Origin of the sequence: Aeromonas sp. S8(2024), assembly GCF_041403085.1 — a bacterium.
Lineage (GTDB): Bacteria > Pseudomonadota > Gammaproteobacteria > Enterobacterales > Aeromonadaceae > Aeromonas > Aeromonas dhakensis.
Window position 1 is genome coordinate 23200 of sequence record NZ_JBGLRF010000005.1, and the last position, 20354, is coordinate 43553.

25 protein-coding genes are annotated in these 20354 nt (G+C 60.6%); 12 read left to right on the top strand and 13 right to left on the bottom strand.

Annotated features, from left to right (window positions below; all coding sequences use genetic code 11):
- The first annotated feature begins 28 nt into the window (after window positions 1–28).
- Window positions 29–340 carry a hypothetical protein gene (locus tag ACB031_RS14490; RefSeq protein WP_017780459.1) on the top strand — a complete coding sequence of 104 codons (312 nt, stop codon included), beginning with the start codon at window positions 29–31 and terminating at the stop codon, window positions 338–340.
- 64 nt (window positions 341–404) lie between these two features.
- On the opposite strand, the gene ACB031_RS14495 is transcribed toward ACB031_RS14490, so the two are convergent.
- From ACB031_RS14495 to ACB031_RS14515, 5 genes are read right to left on the bottom strand one after another with little or no spacing between them, the layout of a single operon-like run.
- Window positions 405–824 carry a DUF4426 domain-containing protein gene (locus ACB031_RS14495; protein ID WP_005304995.1) on the bottom strand — a complete coding sequence of 140 codons (420 nt, stop codon included), beginning with the start codon at window positions 822–824 and terminating at the stop codon, window positions 405–407.
- A gap of 18 nt (window positions 825–842) precedes the next feature.
- On the bottom strand, window positions 843–1142 hold the full coding sequence (gene yggU, locus ACB031_RS14500) for a DUF167 family protein YggU (RefSeq protein ID WP_011707385.1): 300 nt from the start codon (window positions 1140–1142) through the stop codon (window positions 843–845).
- Window positions 1142–1693: a YggT family protein gene (locus tag ACB031_RS14505; protein WP_371139819.1), complete on the bottom strand. Its 552-nt coding sequence runs from the start codon at window positions 1691–1693 to the stop codon at window positions 1142–1144. The genes yggU and ACB031_RS14505 overlap by 1 nt, the downstream gene beginning before the upstream one ends.
- Window positions 1694–1733: 40 nt before the next feature.
- Window positions 1734–2558 (bottom strand): pyrroline-5-carboxylate reductase, encoded by an 825-nt coding sequence (proC, locus tag ACB031_RS14510; RefSeq protein WP_010636181.1) that lies wholly within the window; start codon window positions 2556–2558, stop codon window positions 1734–1736.
- 60 nt (window positions 2559–2618) lie between these two features.
- On the bottom strand, window positions 2619–3320 hold the full coding sequence (locus ACB031_RS14515; RefSeq protein ID WP_371139820.1) for a YggS family pyridoxal phosphate-dependent enzyme: 702 nt from the start codon (window positions 3318–3320) through the stop codon (window positions 2619–2621).
- Window positions 3321–3359: 39 nt separating this feature from the next.
- Between ACB031_RS14515 and tapT the strand changes: the two genes are divergently transcribed.
- From tapT to yaaA, 3 genes are read left to right on the top strand one after another with little or no spacing between them, the layout of a single operon-like run.
- Window positions 3360–4394 (top strand): type IVa pilus ATPase TapT, encoded by a 1035-nt coding sequence (gene tapT / locus ACB031_RS14520; protein WP_005305010.1) that lies wholly within the window; start codon window positions 3360–3362, stop codon window positions 4392–4394.
- A gap of 28 nt (window positions 4395–4422) precedes the next feature.
- Window positions 4423–5532: a type IVa pilus ATPase TapU gene (gene tapU / locus ACB031_RS14525; protein ID WP_010636179.1), complete on the top strand. Its 1110-nt coding sequence runs from the start codon at window positions 4423–4425 to the stop codon at window positions 5530–5532.
- Window positions 5533–5563: 31 nt separating this feature from the next.
- The gene (gene yaaA / locus ACB031_RS14530) at window positions 5564–6337 is read left to right on the top strand and encodes a peroxide stress protein YaaA (protein WP_371139821.1); all 774 of its coding nucleotides are present in this window, start codon (window positions 5564–5566) and stop codon (window positions 6335–6337) included.
- Between the two features lie 176 nt (window positions 6338–6513).
- Here the strand turns inward: yaaA and srmB are convergent, their stop codons facing one another.
- Complete coding sequence (gene srmB / locus ACB031_RS14535) at window positions 6514–7737, bottom strand: ATP-dependent RNA helicase SrmB (protein ID WP_017783071.1); 1224 nt, start codon at window positions 7735–7737, stop codon at window positions 6514–6516.
- Between the two features lie 128 nt (window positions 7738–7865).
- Between srmB and ACB031_RS14540 the strand changes: the two genes are divergently transcribed.
- From ACB031_RS14540 to brnQ (ACB031_RS14550), 3 genes are all read left to right on the top strand, one after another.
- Window positions 7866–8576 carry a tRNA1(Val) (adenine(37)-N6)-methyltransferase gene (locus ACB031_RS14540; protein WP_201971278.1) on the top strand — a complete coding sequence of 237 codons (711 nt, stop codon included), beginning with the start codon at window positions 7866–7868 and terminating at the stop codon, window positions 8574–8576.
- Window positions 8577–8767: 191 nt separating this feature from the next.
- A complete protein-coding gene (gene brnQ, locus ACB031_RS14545) occupies window positions 8768–10075 on the top strand; it encodes a branched-chain amino acid transport system II carrier protein (protein ID WP_005305030.1) in 1308 nt (435 codons plus the stop codon).
- A 393-nt stretch (window positions 10076–10468) separates the two neighbouring features.
- Entirely contained in the window at window positions 10469–11746 is a 1278-nt protein-coding gene (brnQ, locus tag ACB031_RS14550) for a branched-chain amino acid transport system II carrier protein (protein ID WP_371139822.1), read from the top strand.
- Between the two features lie 64 nt (window positions 11747–11810).
- Here brnQ (ACB031_RS14550) and ACB031_RS14555 read toward each other — a convergent pair whose 3' ends face one another.
- Genes ACB031_RS14555 through zur form a run of 3 tightly spaced genes read right to left on the bottom strand, consistent with a single transcriptional unit; the run spans window position 11811 to window position 12952 of the window.
- Window positions 11811–12038 carry a hypothetical protein gene (locus ACB031_RS14555; protein WP_005305036.1) on the bottom strand — a complete coding sequence of 76 codons (228 nt, stop codon included), beginning with the start codon at window positions 12036–12038 and terminating at the stop codon, window positions 11811–11813.
- Between the two features lie 4 nt (window positions 12039–12042).
- Complete coding sequence (locus ACB031_RS14560) at window positions 12043–12504, bottom strand: chemotaxis protein CheX (RefSeq protein WP_019838909.1); 462 nt, start codon at window positions 12502–12504, stop codon at window positions 12043–12045.
- The gene (zur, locus tag ACB031_RS14565) at window positions 12494–12952 is read right to left on the bottom strand and encodes a zinc uptake transcriptional repressor Zur (RefSeq protein WP_005305041.1); all 459 of its coding nucleotides are present in this window, start codon (window positions 12950–12952) and stop codon (window positions 12494–12496) included. Before zur ends, ACB031_RS14560 begins: the two co-directional genes overlap by 11 nt.
- 138 nt (window positions 12953–13090) lie before the next feature.
- Between zur and dusA the strand changes: the two genes are divergently transcribed.
- Entirely contained in the window at window positions 13091–14077 is a 987-nt protein-coding gene (gene dusA, locus ACB031_RS14570; protein ID WP_065018784.1) for a tRNA dihydrouridine(20/20a) synthase DusA, read from the top strand.
- A 2-nt stretch (window positions 14078–14079) separates the two neighbouring features.
- On the top strand, window positions 14080–14229 hold the full coding sequence (locus ACB031_RS14575) for a hypothetical protein (protein ID WP_005305049.1): 150 nt from the start codon (window positions 14080–14082) through the stop codon (window positions 14227–14229).
- Between the two features lie 75 nt (window positions 14230–14304).
- On the opposite strand, the gene ACB031_RS14580 is transcribed toward ACB031_RS14575, so the two are convergent.
- The 3 genes from ACB031_RS14580 to ACB031_RS14590 all read right to left on the bottom strand — a co-directional run bounded on the left by ACB031_RS14580 (window position 14305) and on the right by ACB031_RS14590 (window position 15348).
- Entirely contained in the window at window positions 14305–14730 is a 426-nt protein-coding gene (locus ACB031_RS14580; RefSeq protein WP_005305052.1) for a hypothetical protein, read from the bottom strand.
- A 101-nt stretch (window positions 14731–14831) separates the two neighbouring features.
- On the bottom strand, window positions 14832–15104 hold the full coding sequence (hupA, locus tag ACB031_RS14585) for a nucleoid-associated protein HU-alpha (protein WP_005305063.1): 273 nt from the start codon (window positions 15102–15104) through the stop codon (window positions 14832–14834).
- A 58-nt stretch (window positions 15105–15162) separates the two neighbouring features.
- The gene (locus ACB031_RS14590) at window positions 15163–15348 is read right to left on the bottom strand and encodes a hypothetical protein (protein ID WP_128830359.1); all 186 of its coding nucleotides are present in this window, start codon (window positions 15346–15348) and stop codon (window positions 15163–15165) included.
- A gap of 97 nt (window positions 15349–15445) precedes the next feature.
- On the opposite strand from ACB031_RS14590, the gene ACB031_RS14595 reads away from it, so the two are divergent.
- Both ACB031_RS14595 and ACB031_RS14600 read left to right on the top strand, forming a co-directional pair.
- Complete coding sequence (locus ACB031_RS14595; RefSeq protein ID WP_005305066.1) at window positions 15446–15931, top strand: Rsd/AlgQ family anti-sigma factor; 486 nt, start codon at window positions 15446–15448, stop codon at window positions 15929–15931.
- Window positions 15932–16032: 101 nt separating this feature from the next.
- On the top strand, window positions 16033–16413 hold the full coding sequence (locus tag ACB031_RS14600; RefSeq protein ID WP_005305070.1) for a PilZ domain-containing protein: 381 nt from the start codon (window positions 16033–16035) through the stop codon (window positions 16411–16413).
- 78 nt (window positions 16414–16491) lie between these two features.
- Here ACB031_RS14600 and radA read toward each other — a convergent pair whose 3' ends face one another.
- Entirely contained in the window at window positions 16492–17856 is a 1365-nt protein-coding gene (radA, locus tag ACB031_RS14605; protein WP_005305075.1) for a DNA repair protein RadA, read from the bottom strand.
- 100 nt (window positions 17857–17956) lie between these two features.
- Between radA and ACB031_RS14610 the strand changes: the two genes are divergently transcribed.
- On the top strand, window positions 17957–20335 hold the full coding sequence (locus ACB031_RS14610; protein ID WP_371139823.1) for a PilZ domain-containing protein: 2379 nt from the start codon (window positions 17957–17959) through the stop codon (window positions 20333–20335).
- Window positions 20336–20354 lie beyond the last annotated feature (19 nt).

Below are 20354 nucleotides of genomic sequence, written 5' to 3' on the forward strand. Positions count from 1 at the left end.
CAACCGCCCCCTCAATCACCGGTTTGTTATGCGTTTTGTATTGATGCTCTCTCTGCTGCTGACCCTGCCCGCCCAGGCAGCCAGCGAAACACAGTGCCGCCAGGCCTTCACCGAATGGATGCTGGCCCAGCAGCAACAGTTCAGCGACCGCAAGGCCAGCAAGATGGAGCGGCGCAGCGCGGAGCGGGCCATCGATCAGGTGCGCAGCGAATTCTCGAAGCGGGAGAGCTTCTGCCAGGCCATGGAGTGGGTGGAACACAACCGGGATCAGGATCCTCGCTTCACCCCGCGACTGGGGGAGATCCACGACTTCACCCCGCCGACCGACTCGCCGTCATAACGTCATAAAAAAAGCCCCGAACCTGCGTTCGGGGCTTTTTTTCAGGGCATGGCGGGTGCCGGCATCAGTCGACGTAGAAGGTCTGCTGGAAGGTCAGCGTCTGCTGCTGCCCCTCCCCCATGATCTTCAGGGTGAACTGGTAGGTATCCTCGTTGCGATAGGGCAGCACCGCCAGATAGTAGATGGCGTTGCCCTCCTTGACCTCCTGGAAGGTCAGGTTGCGGATGGTGCCGGTGAGGTTCTTGGCCTCGCCGGTGATCCCCACCGCCTGGGCCACCCCCTGCTTGTTCTGCACAGCGATATTGACGATGCCGTTGTAGCGACTGCGCTCCAGGCCATAGGCCTTGGCCACCTCGGGGGTGAGGAAGCTGGAGTTGAAGGCGCTGTAGTGCACCTGCCAGGGGCCCAGCTCCTTCATCTGTTCGGCCCGCAGGGGCAAGGTCAGCAACAGTGCCAGCAGGCAGCTTATCCAGGCTGTTTTCATGGTGTCATCCTTCTCGTGTTAACCCTGATTGTCCAGCAGGGCACTGACCTCGGCGGGGATCTGCCTGGGCGCCTCGATGGCGACCGTCTTGTGCCGTCCCAGCTCCCCTCGCACGATGCGAACCTGCCCCTTGGCCACCTTGAACTGCTTGGCCAGATACTTGATCAAGTGGCTGTTGGCCTGACCATCCACCGGCGGCGCCGTGATGGCCACTTTCAACTCTTCTCCGTGCAATCCGACGATCTGATCCCGACTCGCCTTGGGCTGGATCATCAGATGCATTATCAGCTCATCCCCTTCCCGCAGGACGGCTGCCATCAAATCATCCACCACAGCTGGCCGAACAGATCCCCCAACAGATAGTTTATGGCCTGCAGCCCGATAAAGGCGACCAGCACGGAGAGATCCAGCCCGCCCAGCGCCGGCAGAATGCGGCGAATAGGGGCCAGGAAGGGCTCGGTCAGCTGGTGCATCACGTACTCGATGGGGTTGCGACCCTGGCTGACCCAGCTCAGGATGGCGCGGATCAGCAACACCCAGAAGATCATGGAGCCGGCCTTCTTCAGCACGGTGAGGGCGGCAAACAGGCTGAGGGTGAGCCAGTCGGCCAGCAGCACGTTCATGCTCTTGAGCAGCGCCAGCTTGGCGAAGGCGATAAGCAGCGCCAGCAGCACCGAGGCCAGATCCAGCCCGCCCAGCCCGGGAATGATCCGGCGCAGAGGCACCACCAGCGGATTGGTCAGCTTGACCACCATCTGGCTCATGGGGTTGTAGAAGTCGGCACGAGCCCACTGCAACCAGACGCGCAACAGCACCACCATGAGATAGAGGTCAAAAATCGTGTTAATCAGAAAGTAAGCAGTGTTCATCTGGGCTCCAGGTTGCAACTGAGAGTAACGAAAATCGGGTTCAGAACAGGGTTTCCATTTCGCCGGCCCGGGCAACGGCCGCCTGCATGGCTTGCGCAGTCAGCGGCATCAGCCCCTGCTGCTGGAAGGTCTTGATCGCCTCGGCGGTGGTGCCGCCCTTGCTGGTCACCTGCTCGCGCAGGGTCTGCAGCGACAGCTCTGGATTCTGCTCGACCATGGCAGCCGCGCCAAGGGCGGTCTGCTGCACCAGCAGGCGGGCCTGCTCGGGGGAGAAGCCCATGGCCTCGGCCTCCTCGGCGATGGCCTGCATGAACAGGAAGAAGTAGGCAGGCGCACTGCCGGCCGCGGCGATGACGCCGTTGATGCCGGACTCCTGCTCCACCCAGAGGGTTTTGCCCACCGCCTGCATCATCTGCTCGGCCAGCTCACGATCGGCCTGCTCGATGCCGGGCGGGGCGTACAACCCGGTCATGCCCAGCCCCAGCAGAGAGGGGGTGTTCGGCATGGTGCGGATGATCCGGCCGTGGCCGCCCGCCATCTCCGCCAGCCGTGCCACCTTGATGCCGGCGGCGATGGAGACGAGCAGCTTGCCCTCCAGCGTGCCCAGCTGTGCCACCAGCGCGCTCAGCATGGCCGCCATCAGCTGCGGCTTGACCGCCAGCACGATCACTTCGGCCGCCCGGGCCGCCTCGGCGTTGTCCTGGGTGACGCGAATGCCGTAGTCGCCGGCCAGCGCATCCAGCTTGGGCCGGCTGGGGTTGGCGGCAATGATCCGGTCAGCCGGGTAGCCCGCCTGAACCAGGCCGGCGATGATGCTGCGGCTCATGTTGCCAGCCCCGATAAAGGCAAGGGTTCTGTACTGCATCAAACACTCCTGTGATCTGAAGAAAGCAGAGCCCGCATGCACCGCATCACGGGCTCCTGCTCATGAATAGTCGCGGGCACCGAAGATGGCGGTACCGACCCGCACCATGGTGCTGCCGTGGCCGATCGCCAGTTCGAGATCCTCGGTCATCCCCATCGAGAGGGTGTCCACGCCCGGGTATTGTCGCGCAAGCTCGGTGAACAGAGTCTGCATGCGCGCCATCTGGACAGCCAGTACCGCCTCGTCGCTGGTGTGCTCCGGAATGGCCATCAGACCGCGCAGCCGCAGCCGCTCGCAGCGGGAGACCAACTCGGCCAGACGGAAAATCTCTTGCTCCGACGTTCCGGATTTGCTGCTCTCTCCGCTAATATTGATTTGCAGACAGACATTTAGCGGCGCGAGCCCGGTCGGGCGCTGGTTGTTGAGGCGTTCGATCAGCTTCTCTCTGTCCACGCTCTGTACCCAGTCGAACCGCTCGGCCACCAGCTTGGACTTGTTCGATTGCAGCGGGCCGATAAAGTGCCACTCTATGTCTGTACAGGTCCCTTGCTCACGCAGGGTATCTATCTTGGTGGCCGCTTCCTGGGCGTAGGATTCACCGAAGTGGCGCTGACCGGCGGCATAGGCCTCGCAAACGGCCTCCAGCGGTTTGGTCTTGCTGACCGCCAGCAGCTGGATGTGATCGCCGCGTCGGCCAGCCCGGCTGGCGGCTTGTACAATACGTTCCTTTACCTGAAGCAGGTGCTCGGCAATCTGGCTCATGTTTCGTTCGTGATCTTGTGATGGGAGAATGACAAATCTATGGATATCACAGAGTTATTGGCTTTCAGTGTAAAACATAAAGCCTCGGATCTACACCTCTCGGCCGGGGTTCCCCCGATGATCAGGGTTGATGGCGAGGTTCGCAAGATCAATTTGCCCGCCCTGGAGCACCGGGAAGTACACGCCCTCATCTATGACATCATGAACGACCACCAGCGCAAGGAACTGGAAGAGAACTTCGAGGTGGACTTCTCGTTCGAGGTGCCAAACCTCGCTCGCTTCCGGGTCAACGCCTTCCAGCAAGCGCGCGGCTCCGGCGCGGTATTTCGGACCATCCCCAGCACTGTGCTGAGCCTGGAAGATCTGGATGCCCCGGAGATCTTTCGCAAGATTGCCGAATACCCGCGCGGCCTGGTGCTGGTGACCGGCCCGACCGGCTCGGGCAAATCCACCACCCTGGCGGCCATGGTCAACTACATCAACGAGAACTTTCATCACCACATCCTCACCATCGAGGATCCCATCGAATTCGTGCACGAGAACAAGCGCTGCCTGGTGAACCAGCGGGAAGTACACCGCGACACCAAGAGCTTCAGCAATGCCCTGCGCTCGGCGCTGCGGGAAGACCCGGACATCATCCTGGTGGGCGAGATGCGCGACCTGGAAACCATTCGCCTCGCCATGACCGCGGCCGAGACCGGCCACCTGGTGTTCGGCACCCTGCACACCTCGTCGGCGGCCAAGACCATCGACCGGATCATCGACGTCTTCCCCGGTGCGGAAAAAGACATGGTGCGCTCCATGCTCTCCGAGTCGCTGCGGGCGGTCATCTCCCAGACCCTGCTCAAGCGCATCGGCGGCGGCCGGGTGGCGGCCCACGAGATCATGATGGGGATCCCGGCAGTGCGTAACCTCATCCGGGAGGACAAGATCGCCCAGCTCTACTCGGTGATCCAGACCGGGATGACCCACGGCATGCAGACCATGGATCAGAGCCTCAAGCAGCTGGTGAGCCGCGGCATGGTGGCGGCGCTGGATGCCAAGGCCAAGGCGGTCGATCCCAACACCATCTAACCACGACGAATCTAGGGAAGGAGTCGTTATGAATCTGGATGCCCTGCTGACCGAGCTGGTCGCCCGCAAAGGCTCGGATCTGTTCATCACGGTCGGCACGCCGCCGACCCTCAAGGTCAACGGCCACCTGCAGTCACTGGCAGAAGCGCCCCTCGACAAGGCAAGGGCACTGGCGCTGGTGAAGGAGACCCTGAGCCCGGAGCACTTCGAACGCTACCTGCGCACCAAGGAGGCCAACTACGCCATCCACCGCGAGGAGCTTGGCCGCTTTCGGGTCAGCGCCTTCTGGCAGCAGGAGCTGCCCGGCATGGTACTGCGCCGCATCGAGACCCGCATCCCCACCTTCGACGAGCTGGCACTGCCCCCCATCTTGCAGGAGATCGCCCTGGCCAAGCGCGGGCTGGTGCTCTTCGTCGGTGCCACCGGCGCCGGCAAGTCCACCACCCAGGCGGCCATGATCGGCTATCGCAACCAGCATGTGGACGGTCACATCCTGACGGTGGAAGATCCGGTGGAGTTCGTGCATCAGCACGGCCGCAGCCTGATCACCCAGCGCGAGGTGGGCATAGACACAGCATCGTTCGATGTGGCGCTGAAGAGTTCGCTGCGCCAGGCGCCGGACGTGATCCTGATCGGCGAAATCCGCAGTCAGGAGACCATGGAGTTTGCCCTGCAGTTCGCCGAGACCGGTCATCTCTGCCTCGCCACCCTGCATGCCAACAACGCCAACCAGGCGCTGGATCGCATCTTGCACCTGGTGCCCCAGGAGAAACACCGCCAGTTCCTGTTCGACCTCTCCTTCAACCTGCGTGCCATCGTGGCCCAGCAACTGCTGCCCAGCCCGGATGGACGGCGTCGTTTTGCCGCCTTCGAGGTGTTGCTCAACACCCCGCTCATCACCGACATCATCCGCAAGGGGGAGATGCACCGGCTCAAGGAGGTGATGACCAAGTCCACCGAACTCGGCATGCAGACCTTCGATCAGGCGCTGTTCGCCCTGTTCTGTGCCGGCCAAATTGGCTACAGTGAGGCCCTTGCCCATGCCGACTCGGCCAACGACCTGCGACTGCTGATCAAGCTGTCGGGCCGAGAGCAGCTGGGTTCAGGCACACTCGACAACGTCACCCTGGATGAATGAGGGGCGTGCGTCACCGCTATAAAGGATCGTTATGCTGATTGTGGTTTCCCCGGCCAAGACGCTGGACTACGAGTCGCCGCTGGTGACTTCCCGTTTCACCCAACCCGAGCTGCTGGACCACTCCGCCGAACTGATCGGCCGGGCCCGCCAGTTGAGCCCAGACCAGATCGCCAGCCTGATGAAGATCAGCGACAAGCTGGCCGGCCTCAACGCCGCCCGTTTTGCCGACTGGCAGCCTGATTTCACCCCGGCCAACGCCCGTCAGGCACTGCTGGCCTTCAAGGGGGATGTCTACACGGGGCTGGCGGTGGAAGATTTCAGCGAGGCGGATCTCGACTTCGCTCAGGCCCATCTGCGCATGCTCTCTGGTCTCTACGGGGTGCTGCGTCCGCTCGATCTGATGATGCCCTACCGGCTGGAGATGGGCATTCGGCTCGACAACGCGCGCGGCAAGGATCTCTATCAGTTTTGGGGCGACATCATCACCGAACACCTGAACAAGGCGCTAGCCGCCCAGGGGGACGAGGTGCTGATCAATCTCGCCTCCGACGAGTACTTCAAGTCGGTACGCCCCAAGGCCCTGCAGGGGCGCATCATCACGCCGGTGTTCAAGGACGAGAAGAACGGCCAGTTCAAGATCATCAGCTTCTACGCCAAGAAGGCGCGCGGCATGATGGCCCGTCACATCATCAAGCACAGACTCACCAAGGTGGAACAGCTGACCGGGTTCAACACCGATGGCTACTACTTCGTACCGGAAGAGTCCGACGCCAACACCCTGATGTTCAAACGCGCTGAAAATTAATTACGACCCGAGGGAACCAATTTCAGGATCCTCCAGTCTGAATAGGTGAATCCTCTGTTGTAAGCACTTTTTATTGGCCGACGTTTATGCGTCGGCTTTTTTCTGCCCGACATTCGGCCCATCAAACGCCAAAAAGCACAACGGCCATCCGGGGATGGCCGTTGTGGCGGGCAGGCTTACTTCTTTTTCTTCTTGGCAGACTTCTTCTTGTCGTCCTTCGGCTTTTTCTTCTTCACCGGCACCCGCGCCTCCTTGTGCTTGGGGCGCAGCTCGTCGATCACCCGGCGCTTGAGGCGCTCTTCGGTGTAGCGTTCGATCTTGGCCACCATGGCCATGTCGTGGGCCTCCACCAGGCTGATGGCGCAACCACGGTTGCCGGCGCGGCCGGTACGACCGATACGGTGAACGTAAACATCGGCGCCGTAAGGCATGTCGTAGTTGATGACATGGCTGACGTTGGGCAGGTCGATACCGCGGGCGGCAACGTCGGTGGCAATAAGGAAGGGCACCTCCCCTTCATGGAACTTGCGGATCGACTCGATGCGCTTGGCCTGCTCCATCTCGCCACGGATCCAGGCGCAGGGCACGCCCGCCGCCTGCAGCTGGCCGGAGAGCTCCGCCAGCCGCTCGCGGGTCTTGACGAAGATGATGGCCTTCTGGGTTTCCGGGTTCTTCAGGATGTGCACCAGCAGGGCCAGCTTGTGGGCTGCGTCGTCGGCCAAGTGAACCCACTGGGTGATCGGGCGACGCTCGCTGCGCGGCGGCTCGGCGTGCAGCTCCACCGGATCCTTGAGGATCTCGCTGGCGAACTTCTCGAGGCCAGCCCCTTCCAGGGTGGCGGAGAAGAGCATGGTGTGCTTGCGATAACGCGCCTCTTCCACTATGCGGTTCACGTCCTTGATGAAGCCCATGTCCAGCATGCGGTCCGCTTCATCCAGCACCAGCACCTCGATGTCGTGGCTCTCGAACTCCTCTTTCTCGATGTACTCGAGCAGACGGCCCGGGGTGGCGACCACTATGTCGGTGGTCTTGGTCAGGGCCGGCAGCTGCTCTTCGTGGCTGACGCCGCCGATGATGGTCTCGATGCTGAGATTGGTGTGGGCCGCCAGCGCCTTGGCGTGAGCGGTCACCTGCAGCGCCAGCTCGCGGGTCGGGGTCAGCACCAGCATGCGGCAGGGGCCAGGCTTGCGGCGTGGGAAGTCCAGCAGATGCTGCAGGGCCGGCAACAGGAAGGCGGCGGTCTTGCCGGTGCCGGTCGGGGCGGATGCCAGAATATCGCGGCCGTCCAGGGCTGGCTCCAGCACCATCTGCTGGATGGTGGTGGGGCGGGTGAAACCCATCTCGGCCAAGGCCCGGTTGAGGGCTGGATTCAGGTCGAAATCATCAAAGGACTGGCTCATGGCAATACTCGGTCATTAAGGAAACGGCAGATTATAGGCGATTATGTCGTCGGCTCCTATGGTGACTGTGCCTTAGCCGCTATAATCGCCGACCATTTTCTGCGAGGCGGGTACAGGACGGGAGTCGGATGGCACGAAACAGCGGTTTTACCTTCAAACAGTTTCACGTCGAGCACGATCGCTGCGCCATGAAAGTCGGCACTGACGGCATTCTGCTGGGCGCCTGGGCACCGCTTGGCAAGGCTCGCCGGATCCTCGACATTGGCACCGGCAGCGGCCTCATCGCCCTGATGCTGGCCCAACGCAGCCACGCCGACTGCCGCATCGATGCGGTGGAGCTGGATAAGCATGCGGCGCAGCAGGCCCGCGAGAACGCGGCCGCCTCCCCTTGGCCGCGGCGGGTCACCATCATAGAGAGCGCCATTCAGGGGTATCAGGCCGACCCTTACGATCTCATCGTCGCCAACCCCCCCTACTTCGTGGCGGGCCAGTCATTTCGCGATCCCGCCAGGGCGATGGCCCGTCATACCGGCGCCCTCGATAGCCATGCTCTGCTGGCCGCCTGCGACCGCTTGCTGGCCCCCGATGGCCAGGTCGCACTGGTCGTGCCGACGGTCATGGCCGATGAAATTTTATGCATTTCGGCGGATTATGATCTGCATGCCGTTTGTTATACAGCTGTTATCACCAGGGCGGGAAAAGAGGCAAATCGTGTTTTATTGCTACTTGGCAGAGGATTAAACAGGTGTGATAGGGGTGAAATTGTGATCCATTCTGCTGAGGGAACCTATTCCGACAGATATATCCAACTGACCAGCCCCTTCTATTTGAAGATGTAAATTTCGTCTTGAACTATTTTTTCACGCCATTATGCTGACTCCTAAACGAGCGCCCGCTCCAGACCAGCTCAAACCACTGGTTGCGATGAAAAAACAAGCGGGGCTCCTTTTTTTTACCCCTGAACAACGCCGGTCACCGACCAATAAAAAACTATAACAAGCAATAGTTTACAAGACAGACGAGGTTGAACTTGACGAAATCACTCACATTGTCCGACGTGCTCGGACTGGGCTTCATGACCTTCGCGTTCTATCTGGGCGCCGGTAACATCATCTTCCCGCCGCTGGCCGGCTACATGGCGGGTGAGCACCTCTCTCTGGCCATGCTGGGCTTCCTGGTGACCGCCGTGGGTCTGCCCCTCATCACCATCATTGCCGTCGCCAAGGCCGGCAACGGCTGGGCCGGCATGACCAAGCTGCTGCCGGCCGGCGTGGCCACCGCACTGGCCGTCGCCATCTACATCATCATTGGACCGGCCTTCGCCGCCCCCCGTACCGGTCTGGTGGCCTACGAGATGGGCCTCAAACCCTTCATCGGCGACATGGGCCAAGCCGGCCTGTTTGCCTACACAGTGCTGTTCTTCGGGGTGGCCATCCTGGTCTCCCTGAACCAGGGCAAGCTGATGGACGCCATCGGCAAATACCTGACTCCGCTGCTGATGCTGTTGCTGCTGACTCTGGCCATCGGTGTATTCGTGGCGCCGCAAGGCTCCATGCCCGTCTCTTCCGGCGACTATCAGAACGGCCCCTTCGTGAAAGGGATCCTGGAAGGCTACAACACCATGGACACCCTGGCGTCCCTGATGTTCGGCGCCCTGATCGTCGACCTGCTGCGCCAGAAAGGTATCCAGGACTACCGTAGCCAGTTCAAGTACCTGGCCATTGCCGGCATCATCTCCGCCATCGGTCTGTCCGTGGTCTATGTCTCCCTGTTCCAGCTGGGCAATACGGCTGCCGGCGTCGCTACCGACGTCAGCAACGGCGGCGCCATCGTCAATGCCTACGTACTGAGCCTATTCGGCCAGCCGGGCCAGTTCATTCTGGCAGCCATCATCACCCTGGCCTGCTTCACCACCGCCGTGGGTCTGATCTCCGCCTGCTCCGATTTCTTCCACAACCTCACCGGCATGAGCTACAAGAAGCTGGTGGTCTTGCTGGGCGTCATCTGTGCCGTAGTGGCCAACGTGGGTCTGAGCCAGCTCATCAGCCTCTCCATCCCGGTACTGGTTGCCATCTACCCGGTTGCCGTTGCGCTGGTACTGGTCACCTTCCTGAAGGGTTACTTCGGTCGTCCGCGCCTGGTGTTCCGTGGCGTGTTGATGGTTGCCTTCCTGTTTGGCTGCCTGGACGGCCTGGGTGCCGCCGGCATGAAGATGGATGCCTTCGCCTTCCTGCCGCTGTTCGACAAGGGCCTGGCCTGGTTGCTGCCGACCCTGCTGGCCTGTGGCCTCGGGATGCTGGTACGCTCCGGCGAGAAACTGGCTGCCGAAGCCGCCTGATTTCGCTCCCGCCCATGTCAAAGAGCCTGCCTTGTGCAGGCTCTTTTGTTTGTGTGCCATCTCGCCCGGCATGGTTTCCCGTCAGCTATGCCATGCAGCCACGCCCTTTCCCGCTCTGCCCTCTTGCTTCCGCCAGTTGCAGTTCTATCGGTGATTTATTCTGGCCAACTAAATTGTTTCAAGATATTAATGCGTGATTGAGATCAAATATCTCTTCTTTATGCTCAAGATGGTACTCCTGTGACGATCTTCCGATGGCACAGGAGAGGGAAGCATTGTTATCCGGTTATCTGCCAGGCAGTGGGTGCAATCAACAAGAACAAGCTGATAAGGCAGATGAGGTCAGGTTTGACGAAATCACTGAAGTTGTCCGACATATTCGGACTGGGTTTTATGACGTTTGCGTTCTATCTGGGGGCAGGCAACATCATTTTTCCACCGCTGGCCGGCTTCATGGCCGGTGAGCATCTGCTGGCCGCCATGGTCGGTTTTCTGCTGACGGCGGTGGGTCTGCCTCTGCTGACCCTGGTCGCCGTTGCCAGAGGCAGCGCCGGACAGGGCAGCAGTGGCTGGACGGCGATGACCCGCCATCTGCCGACCTGGGCAGCCACGGCGCTGGCCATTGCCATCTACATCATCATGGGGCCGGCCTTCGCCACCCCCCGTACCGGCCTGGTGGCTTATGAAATGGGGCTCAAGCCCTGGCTGGGTGACGCCGGCCAGCACGGTCTGCTGCTCTACAGCCTGCTCTTCTTCACACTGGTGATCCTGGTATCGCTGAACCGGGGCAGACTGCTGGATGCGGTGGGCAAATACATGACCCCTGTCTTGATGGTGATGCTGCTGATCCTGGCGATCGGGGTCCTGTTTGACCCGCAAGGCACCCAACCAGAGGCCAGCGGCGACTATACGGAGACGCCACTCATCAAGGGCATGCTGGAGGGGTACAACACCATGGATACCCTCGGCTCCCTGATGTTCGGTGCCCTCATCATCGGCCTGCTGCAACGCCGGGGGATCGAGGACTATCCGAGCCAGTTCAAGTACCTGACCATCGCAGGGCTCATCTCGGCGGTTGGTCTCTCGGCGGTCTACATCTCCCTGTTCTACCTCGGCAACAGCGCAGCAGGCGTGGTGACCAGCGTCGACAATGGCGGCGCCATCGTCAACGCCTACGTACTGAGCCTGTTCGGCCACTCCGGTCAGTTAATCCTGGCCGCCATCATCACCCTGGCCTGCTTCACCAGCGCGGTCGGCCTGCTCTGCGCCAGCGCCGACTACTTCCACGGTCTGGCCGGCTGGACATACCGCAAATGGGTACTGCTGATGGGATGCGTCTCCATCCTGGTGGCCAACATCGGGCTGAGCCAGCTCATCAGCCTCTCCATTCCGATCCTGGTCGCCATCTATCCGGTCGCCATCGCGCTGGTGCTGGTCACCTTTGCTCAGGGCCGTTTCGGTCGACCACGGCTGGCGTTTCGCGCCGTGCTGCTGGTGGCTTTTCTGTTCGGCTGCCTGGACGGGCTGGGCGCTGCCGGCATGCAGATGGATGCGTTAGCCTTCCTGCCGCTGTTCGACAAGGGGCTGGCCTGGTTGCTGCCGACCTTGCTGACCTGCGGCCTCGGCATGCTGCAGCGCCCCCGCGAGGCGCTGGCGGCAGAAGCCGCTTGACCCGTCAGCCAATAACGAAAGAGGCCAGCATCAGCTGGCCTCTTTCGTTGGGCGGGGTCTGCCGTTACAGCAGCGGATCCGGTTTGGGTTTGCCGGCCAGTCCGTACCAGTGGGTCTCCACTCGCCCGGCATGCCACTCAAAGGTTCCCCAGGGCTGTGCTGCCTGCCAACGCGGAAAATTCACGAGCACCCGGTTGTCTTCGTACTTGTAGAGCGAGGTGGTGATCTCGATGTCAGAGAGGATAAGCAGCAGGGCCCAGCCGATGAAGAACCATTTCAGCGCTTTCCACATAGGGTTACTCGAAGCAGATTTCGATGGTTGCCCGACCGTAATCTGATTCAAACGGCATCATGATCTTGGTGCCGTCGGCACGATGGGTGATGGTGTGGTTGATACCGGAGACGATGATGGGAGTCGCCATGTCGAATTCATACCCCTTCTCCCCCAGCATGCGCTTGGCACCGCCGGTCACCATGTTGGTGATCTCGCCCACCATGTCGGTCACCTCTTCATTGATGGTGGCCGGCGCCTCGCCCAGCATGCGGCGCATGATCTCCAGTGCCAGCCCCTTCTCGAAGCTGATGGAGAGGGATCCCCGGGTCTGCGGGCCGACCATGCCGATGAGGCCGGAGACATCACCGCGCGCCAGCTCGTCCATCTTGCGCTTGGGTTTGCCCGGCTTGAGCTCAAGCTGTGCCATGGTGGAGAGCACATTGAGCAGGGAGAGCAGGAACGGGTTTACAAAATCAGCCTTCATGTTGACTTCCTACAGTGGGCGTACAGCGAGCACATTGGCCATGTGCCTCAATCGTCTTATTGGTAATAGTAAAGCCATGCAACTTGGCTTGCTCGGAAAACGCGCCATCGATCGCCGGATCATGCAGCTCGACCACCTCGCCGCACTGGTCACAGATGAGCAACTGCATCGGGTGGGCATGGTCGAAGTGACAGCAGAATATGAAGGCGTTGAGCGACTCCACCTTGTGGGCAAAACCCTGTTCGAGCAGAAAATCGAGCGCCCGATAAACGGTCGGCGGCTTGGCGTGGGCCTCTGTCTGTTGCAACTGGGCCAACAAATCATAGGCGCTGATGGCATTGCCATGGGCAGCCAGCAGCCTGAATACCTGACGCCGGGTAGGGGTGAAGCGGATCCCGCGTTGTTCGCAGAGTCGTTCGGCTCGTTGTAAAAGTTGGTCTTGATTCATGATCACGCAATTACCCTTTTTATTAGCCGGATACTATCACAGGGCCCCCTTTGGCGCGGTGACAAAATTCATTTTCTGGGGCTGCCTCACGTTGTGGTAAAATCCGCCCCCTTTGTTTAGCCAACCCGGATGATTTTTATGCAGGCGCAGCGTTTTTCCATCGCCCCCATGCTGGACTGGACCGATCGGCATTGCCGTTATTTCCATCGTCTGATGACTCGCCAGACCTTGCTCTATACCGAGATGGTGACCACCGGCGCCATCATCCACGGCAAGGGTGATTACCTGGGGTACAGCGAGCAGGAACATCCCATCTCCCTGCAACTGGGTGGCAGCAATCCGGCCGATCTCGCACGCTGCGCCAAGCTGGCCGAGGAGCGTGGCTATGACGAGGTAAACATCAACGTTGGCTGCCCCTCCGATCGGGTACAGAACGGCCGCTTCGGCGCCTGCCTGATGGGCGAGCCCGCACTGGTGGCCGACTGCGTCAAGGCGATGCGCGATCTGGTCGACATTCCGGTAACGGTGAAGACCCGCATCGGCATCGACGATCAGGACTCCTACGAATTTCTGCAGGCCTTCATCGAGCAGGTGCGCGACGCCGGTTGCGATACCTTCATCGTCCATGCCCGCAAGGCCTGGCTGAGCGGTCTGAGCCCCAAAGAGAACCGCGAGATCCCGCCGCTCGACTATCCCCGCGTCTACCGGGTCAAACAGGATTACCCGGATCTCACCATCGCCATCAACGGCGGCGTCACCTCCCTGGAGCAGACCCTCGAGCACTTGCAGCACCTGGATGGTGTCATGATGGGGCGCGAAGCCTATCAGAACCCCTACATTCTGGCGCAGGTGGACAATCAAGTGTTCGGCCAGAACCAGGCCGTGCCGAGTCGCCACGAGGTGGTGCGGATGATGCTGCCCTATATCGAGCAGGAGCTGGCCAAGGGCAACTATCTCTCCCACATGACCCGCCACATGTTAGGGCTGTTCCAGAACATGCAGGGGGCTCGAGCCTGGCGCCGTCACTTGAGCGAAAATGCCTGCAAGCCCGGAGCAGATATCCAGGTGGTGCTGGATGCCATGGCCAAGGTGCCGGAATTCGCCGCCACCGAGGCAGCGGAGTAACCATGTACCGCTTCACCGGTTCCTGGCTGCACAAGGCCATCGTCCGACTCTGCGCCGGTCTGCTCGCCATCCTGGGCGTCAAGCTCAGCGCCTTCTACTTCATCGGCCTGCTCATCGTGCTGGGGTTGCATCGGGATCAGCTGCTCGGCTGAACTCCCCCCGAATCGACCAATAAAAAACCGGCAACACTCAGTGTTGCCGGTTTTTTTATGCTGCAGAGAGTGACGCTACTCCCCTTTCTCCACGAACTGCAGCTCGGGCGCCCTGGAGGTCAGCACATCGGCGCAGTAATCCCAGGTCGAGATGCGATAGTGCTGCAGATCCTCGTCCAGGTGCAGGCCGTCCGACTCCTGATGGAACCAGCTGGCAAACCGGGACGGGGTGATGAGCTGGATCTGCTCCTCGATAGCATGACTATCCTTGCCCTCTGCCAGATCGCAATCCTCCATGACCCGCACCGCGAAGATATGCCGGAAATAGACCCGGCACAGGATCTGCGGCGGCAGATCGATGCTGCGAGCCCTGCCCAGCATGATGGTGAGGGAATCGCTCCAGATATCCTGATGAAGTTCGGCCACGACCAGGCCCGGGGGGAGTTGGCGGGACGGAGCCCAAGGTACGGCAACCTGCCGAATGGCATTTTTCTGTTCCATCATCCACCTCACTACAGCGCACGCCATATCTTGAGTGTATCTGAAACAATTTCCGCTGACGATGGCAATAAAAAACCCGGCTGGCGCCGGGTTTTGGGGGATTACTTAACGGCGTCTTTGAGCGCCTTGCCTGCCACAAAGGACGGCACATTCGCGGCTGCAATCTGGATCTCTTTACCAGTTTGCGGATTGCGACCGGTACGGCCAGCGCGATGGTTCACCTTGAAGGTACCAAAACCCACCAACTGCACAGCATCACCTTCTTTCAGGCTCTGGGTAATACCATTGATGATCTCTTCCAGAGCAACTTTGGCCTGAGCTTTGCTCAGATCTGCTTTGGCTGCAATTGCATCGACAAGTTGAGCTTTGTTCATAACATTTCCTTTATGATCGGGCATTTAGCACCGGGCCACTCTATTCAAAAAAAAACACTCAGGCAAAGGCTTTATCAGCCGGATTGGCTTGAATGCTGGGGTTTTCATCAAGATCTGCGGAAATAGTCACATATCTCGCCCCTTCGTGATCGTAATTGACGGGAAGAGGAGAGCAAATGATGGCGCCTTGTAACCAAAACACCACCCGGTGTAACAATATCCCCATGCCCCTATTGACGGTCAACCGGATTTTCCCTAGTTATAGGAAGGTGTCGTCAGTCCATAAAAAGGCCGGAGGCCTGTCACGATAGCACTCCATGCCTATGCCCCACGGAGGGAGTATGTTAACTGAACTGGAACAAACCAAACGCGCATTGGCAGGAAAGCACAGAGCTATCGATGACTGGCTGGACGCCAGACAGGCACTGCTGGTCGAGTACATGCGCCTCGCCGGCTTGAAACCCACCCGCAACAGCAAGCAGCGCTCGCTTCCGGGCCATGTGGAACTGCAAAGTTTCTGCGAGCAATTGGTCGACTACGTCAGCGCCGGCCACTTCGAGATCTACCACCATGTGGTGACCGCTTTCGAACAGGCCAGCGGCGACAAGCTGGAGCTGGCCAAGCGCATCTACCCCCATATCCGCGCCTGCACCGAGTTCGCGCTGGAGTTCAACGACAAGTACAGCAACGCGGACGAGGCCCAGATGCTGCTGCTGGATGAAGACTTGAACCAGCTTGGCCCCGTGCTGGAAGATCGTTTCAAGCAGGAAGATCGGCTGATCAAGGCACTGCAGGTAGTAGAGTCACTCAGCGCCCAGCAGGTTTGATATCCAATTTCGGAGCCAGTTCAAGATCCTGATGTGCAAGGTGCATTACACTCTATGTCATGACCTCTAGCACCCGTACCTATTGCTGACAGGAGATGAGAATGTCCGAGCGTCGCCGTTTTTCACGGATCCTTTACTTGACCATGGCCGATCTCGTCCAGGGCGATAAAAAATGGCGGACCCAGCTGGTCGATATTTCCCTGCAGGGCGCCCTGCTGATCCGGCCCGATGACTGGGAAAGCAATGACGACAAAGAGTACTCACTCAGCTTCGTGCTGAGCGGCAGTGACATCGAGATCAAGATGCAGGTCATGCTGACCCATGAAGCCAGCAAGAAGCTTGGGTTCTATTGCCACCATATCGACATCGACAGCGCCACCCATCTCAAACGGATGATCGAGCTCAACGTCGGCGATGAAGAGTTGCTACACAGGGAGCTGGAACAGCTGCTGAGCGAGCATCTCGAACACCCCCACCCCTGAGCCACAGCCCCAATCACCCAATAAAAAGGAGCGCCCATTGCGCTCCTTTTTGTTGCCCGTCCGCGAACCCTGTTCTGCTTACAGCGCCTCCAGAGCATCGGCCAGCTTCTTGACCGGCACCACTTCCATGCCCTCGATGGGATGCTTGGGGGCATTGGCGTGCGGCACTATGGCACGGCGGAAGCCATGCTTGGCCGCCTCCTGCAGCCGCTCCTGGCCGGACGGCACGGGCCGGATCTCGCCGGACAACCCCACCTCGCCGAACACCACCAGATCCTTGGGCAGGGAGTGATCGCGAAAACTGGAGACCATGGCCAGCAACAGGGCCAGATCCGCACTGGTCTCCTCTACCTTGACCCCGCCGACTACGTTGATGAAGACATCCTGATCCGCCATCTGCAACCCGCCGTGGCGATGCAGCACTGCCAGCAGCATGGCGAGCCGGTTGTGATCCATCCCCACCGCCACCCGGCGTGGATTGGAGAGCTGGGAGTAGTCCACCAGCGCCTGCAACTCCACCAGCAGCGGACGCGTGCCCTCCCAGATCACCATCACGATGGAGCCGGGCGCCTGCTCTTCACCGCGACTGAGGAAGATGGCAGAAGGGTTGCTCACTTCCCGCATCCCCTGCCCGGTCATGGCGAAAACCCCCAGCTCGTTGACCGCCCCGAAGCGGTTCTTGTGGGAGCGCAGGGTGCGAAAGCGGGAATCGTGGCTGCCGTCGAGCAGCACGGAACAGTCGATGCAGTGCTCCAGCACCTTGGGACCGGCCAGGGTGCCATCCTTGGTCACGTGGCCCACCATGAAAATGGCGACGTGATTCTGCTTGGCATAGCGGGTCAGCAGGGCGGCCGCTTCCCGCACCTGGGAGACGGACCCCGGCGCCGACTGCACATCCGCCACATGCATCACCTGAATGGAGTCGATGACCATGATCTGTGGCTGCTCCTGCTGGGCAATCAGGCAGATCTGCTCGACCGAGGTCTCCGACAGCATGCGTAGCTTGTCGGTGGGCAGGCCGAGACGCGATGCCCGCATCGCCACCTGCTGCAACGACTCCTCACCGGTGACGTACAGGGTCTTCATCCGCTCGGCCAGGCCACACATGGTCTGCAGCAACAGGGTCGACTTGCCCGCCCCCGGGTTGCCACCGATCAGGATGGCCGACCCCGGCACCACGCCGCCGCCAAGCACCCGATCCAGCTCCTTGAAGCCGGAAGAGAAACGGGGGATCTCGGTGGTGGCGATCTCCGCCAGCGTCTGCACCTGGCTGCCGACGGCGCCGGCATAGCCGCTGTAGCGGGCACTCTTGCCCGGGGTCACCGATCCGAGGCGCACCTCGCTGATGGTGTTCCACTCCTTGCACTCACTGCACTGGCCCTGCCAGCGTGTGAAGTCGGCGCCACATTCGGTACAAACATAGGCAGTTTTGTTTTTGGCCATGGATAACTCGGGGACAGGATGAATTCCTGCTTGATATACTTGTTTGCGACCGACAGATCAAACCCAGAATCGGAAAAGTGACTTTCCGTGGCAGGAACACATGGAATCAGAACAACAACAGCACCTGATTGAACAACTTATTCCTCTGCTCAGAGAAAAGGATTTCGATGACATCTTCAATCGCCTGACCCAGGACGAGAACAGCAACAGCCGTTTTCTGATCAAGATGGAGCTCAAACGCAAATGCACCCCCTGCCGCCGGGTCATCGACATGCGCGACGAGCTGGGCGATGAGTGCCTGGTGCACGAGTTCGAAGGGATCACCCATTTCATGCCGGCCGAGGCCATCGGCCTGTTCCAGTCCCAGTGCTACCTCTACAAGGATGACTACACCCTGGGGGTCTACGAAGCGCTGCAATACTGGCAAAAATACCAGCATGGCAAGAACGATGGCCAGCTCCAGCCCCCCGTCAGCCCGTTTCGCCAGTACGACGTCAATCCCATCTCCTTTGCCAGCTACTATGGCCGGCGCCAGGAGCGGATGCACTTCAGCTCCCCCGTGGTGATCAAGTTCGCCGATGGCGACAAGCTGTTCGCCAAGAGTTCCGATCTCTCTCTAGGCGGGATCCGGGTTTCGGTGCCCTATCTGCCCAACTACCAGACCGGCGCTCAGGTCGAGGTGTTCTTCACCGGGCTGGAGCGGGATCACCCCAACCCCGTCCTGCACCATTCGGTCAGCTACCAGATCCTCGGGGAAGAGAGCAAGGAGGGGAAATACTGGCTCAGGCTGCTCAAGACCGGCGAGCACCCGGCCTTCGACCAGTTTTTGAACGATTTCATCGAGAGCAACAAGAGTCGCTACCGGGTCAGCGTCGACTACCTGCTCTCCGCCGCCATCATCAAGGGGTATGAACAGTTTTACCTGCCGCGCATGACCGGCATGCCGCTGTTCTTCGGCTCGGGCGACAGCCCCAGCCTCGAGATCGCCCTGCGCACCGAGAACAACCAGCACATCCTGGAGTATTGGCGCGATGCCAAGAACCGCGACATGCTCGCCAGCCTGTTCTCGGCCACCCGCATGCAGGCCCTGTTGCCGGCGAAGGGAGAATTGAAAGAGACCCTGATCTACTGCTTTACCCACTCGGTGCGCAGCCACCTCTACTTCTTCTCCGCCACCCGGGAAGAGCTGCTGCAAAGCGGCCTGATGTCGCTCTTCTTCCAGGTGGGAGCCCGGCGTCCCAGCTGGCGGGTCTACAAGTTCAGTCTGGAGCGCTGCGACCTGCACGAGGCCGATCTGGCCAGTCAGCAGGGCAAGGAGAGTCCCCAGCTGCAGGACATGCTGCTGCAGGAGCGGCTCAAGCAGATAAGCTACGTCGGTCTGCTGCAGCAAGTCGGCCTCGACAGCCAGCGGGAAGAGTTCCAGTTCGACGCCTCCAGCCAGCACAACGCCAACGAGCTGCAACGCTTCGGTCACGACAGCAGTGCCGCCCCCTTCGAGATCGAGACGCTGCACTATGTCCAGCTGCGCAAGGAGGCTCGCTACATCCACAAAACCGCCGTCGCCATCAAGCACAATGGCCGGGCCTGGCTCGGCTGGACCCGCGACATCTCGGCCCACGGCATGCAAATCGAGCTGGAAGAGCCGTTCGAGGGGGCGAAGGACGACATAGTCACCATCGCCCTGCCACGCCTGCAGGAACTCTCCAAGAGCATGGATCTGCAACGCCTCCCCTACCGGCTGGTCAGCATCAACCTGACCCGCACCGTGCTGCATCTGTGCATCGAGGGGGATCCCGAGCGCCACACTGGCCGCCAGTTCTTCAAGCTGCTGATCGAAAGCAACCAGAACAAGCTCAAAGCGGCCCAGGAGCAGCGCCGTTATCGCGGCATGGCGCGGGCACTGCGCAACATCTATACCCACCACGTCTTCTGCACCCCGGTCTACATCAACAAGCTCAAGGGGGCGCCCAAGCCGGCCTCGGTCGGCCATGCGCCGCAGCCACGTAGCCTGTCGCGGCTGCTCAAGGCCTGTGCCGAGCAGGGCGATCAGGACAACCTCTACCCGCTGTTCCAGGGGGAGTTGCTCAAGCAGCTCATCATGAACCCGCTGCGGGCCATCGAGCGCGAGGATCAACCCCAGGAGGAGGAGGTCTATATCGCCAGTCTGCAGACGGCGACCGGCCTGCCCATCTTCACCAGCCGGCTTGCCAGCAGCTTCCAGAACGTGGCGGAGAAACGCAGCTTCATCGAGCAGGCGCTGCGCCAGGGGGAGTTCTACTCGGTGCTGGTCGGCATCTCCCGTACCGGTCGCCCCGATACCAACTTCATCGCCAACGAGCTGGACTACATTGCCAAGTTCGCCATTCACAAGGCCAAGAAGCTGGAAGAGGAGCTGTGGAGCGTGGTGGGGGTTGGCGAGCTGACCGATACCAGCCAGGCAACTCTGTTCCGGCTCGGCATCACGACGCCCATCAAGTAAAGAAGAGGGCGCCGACTCG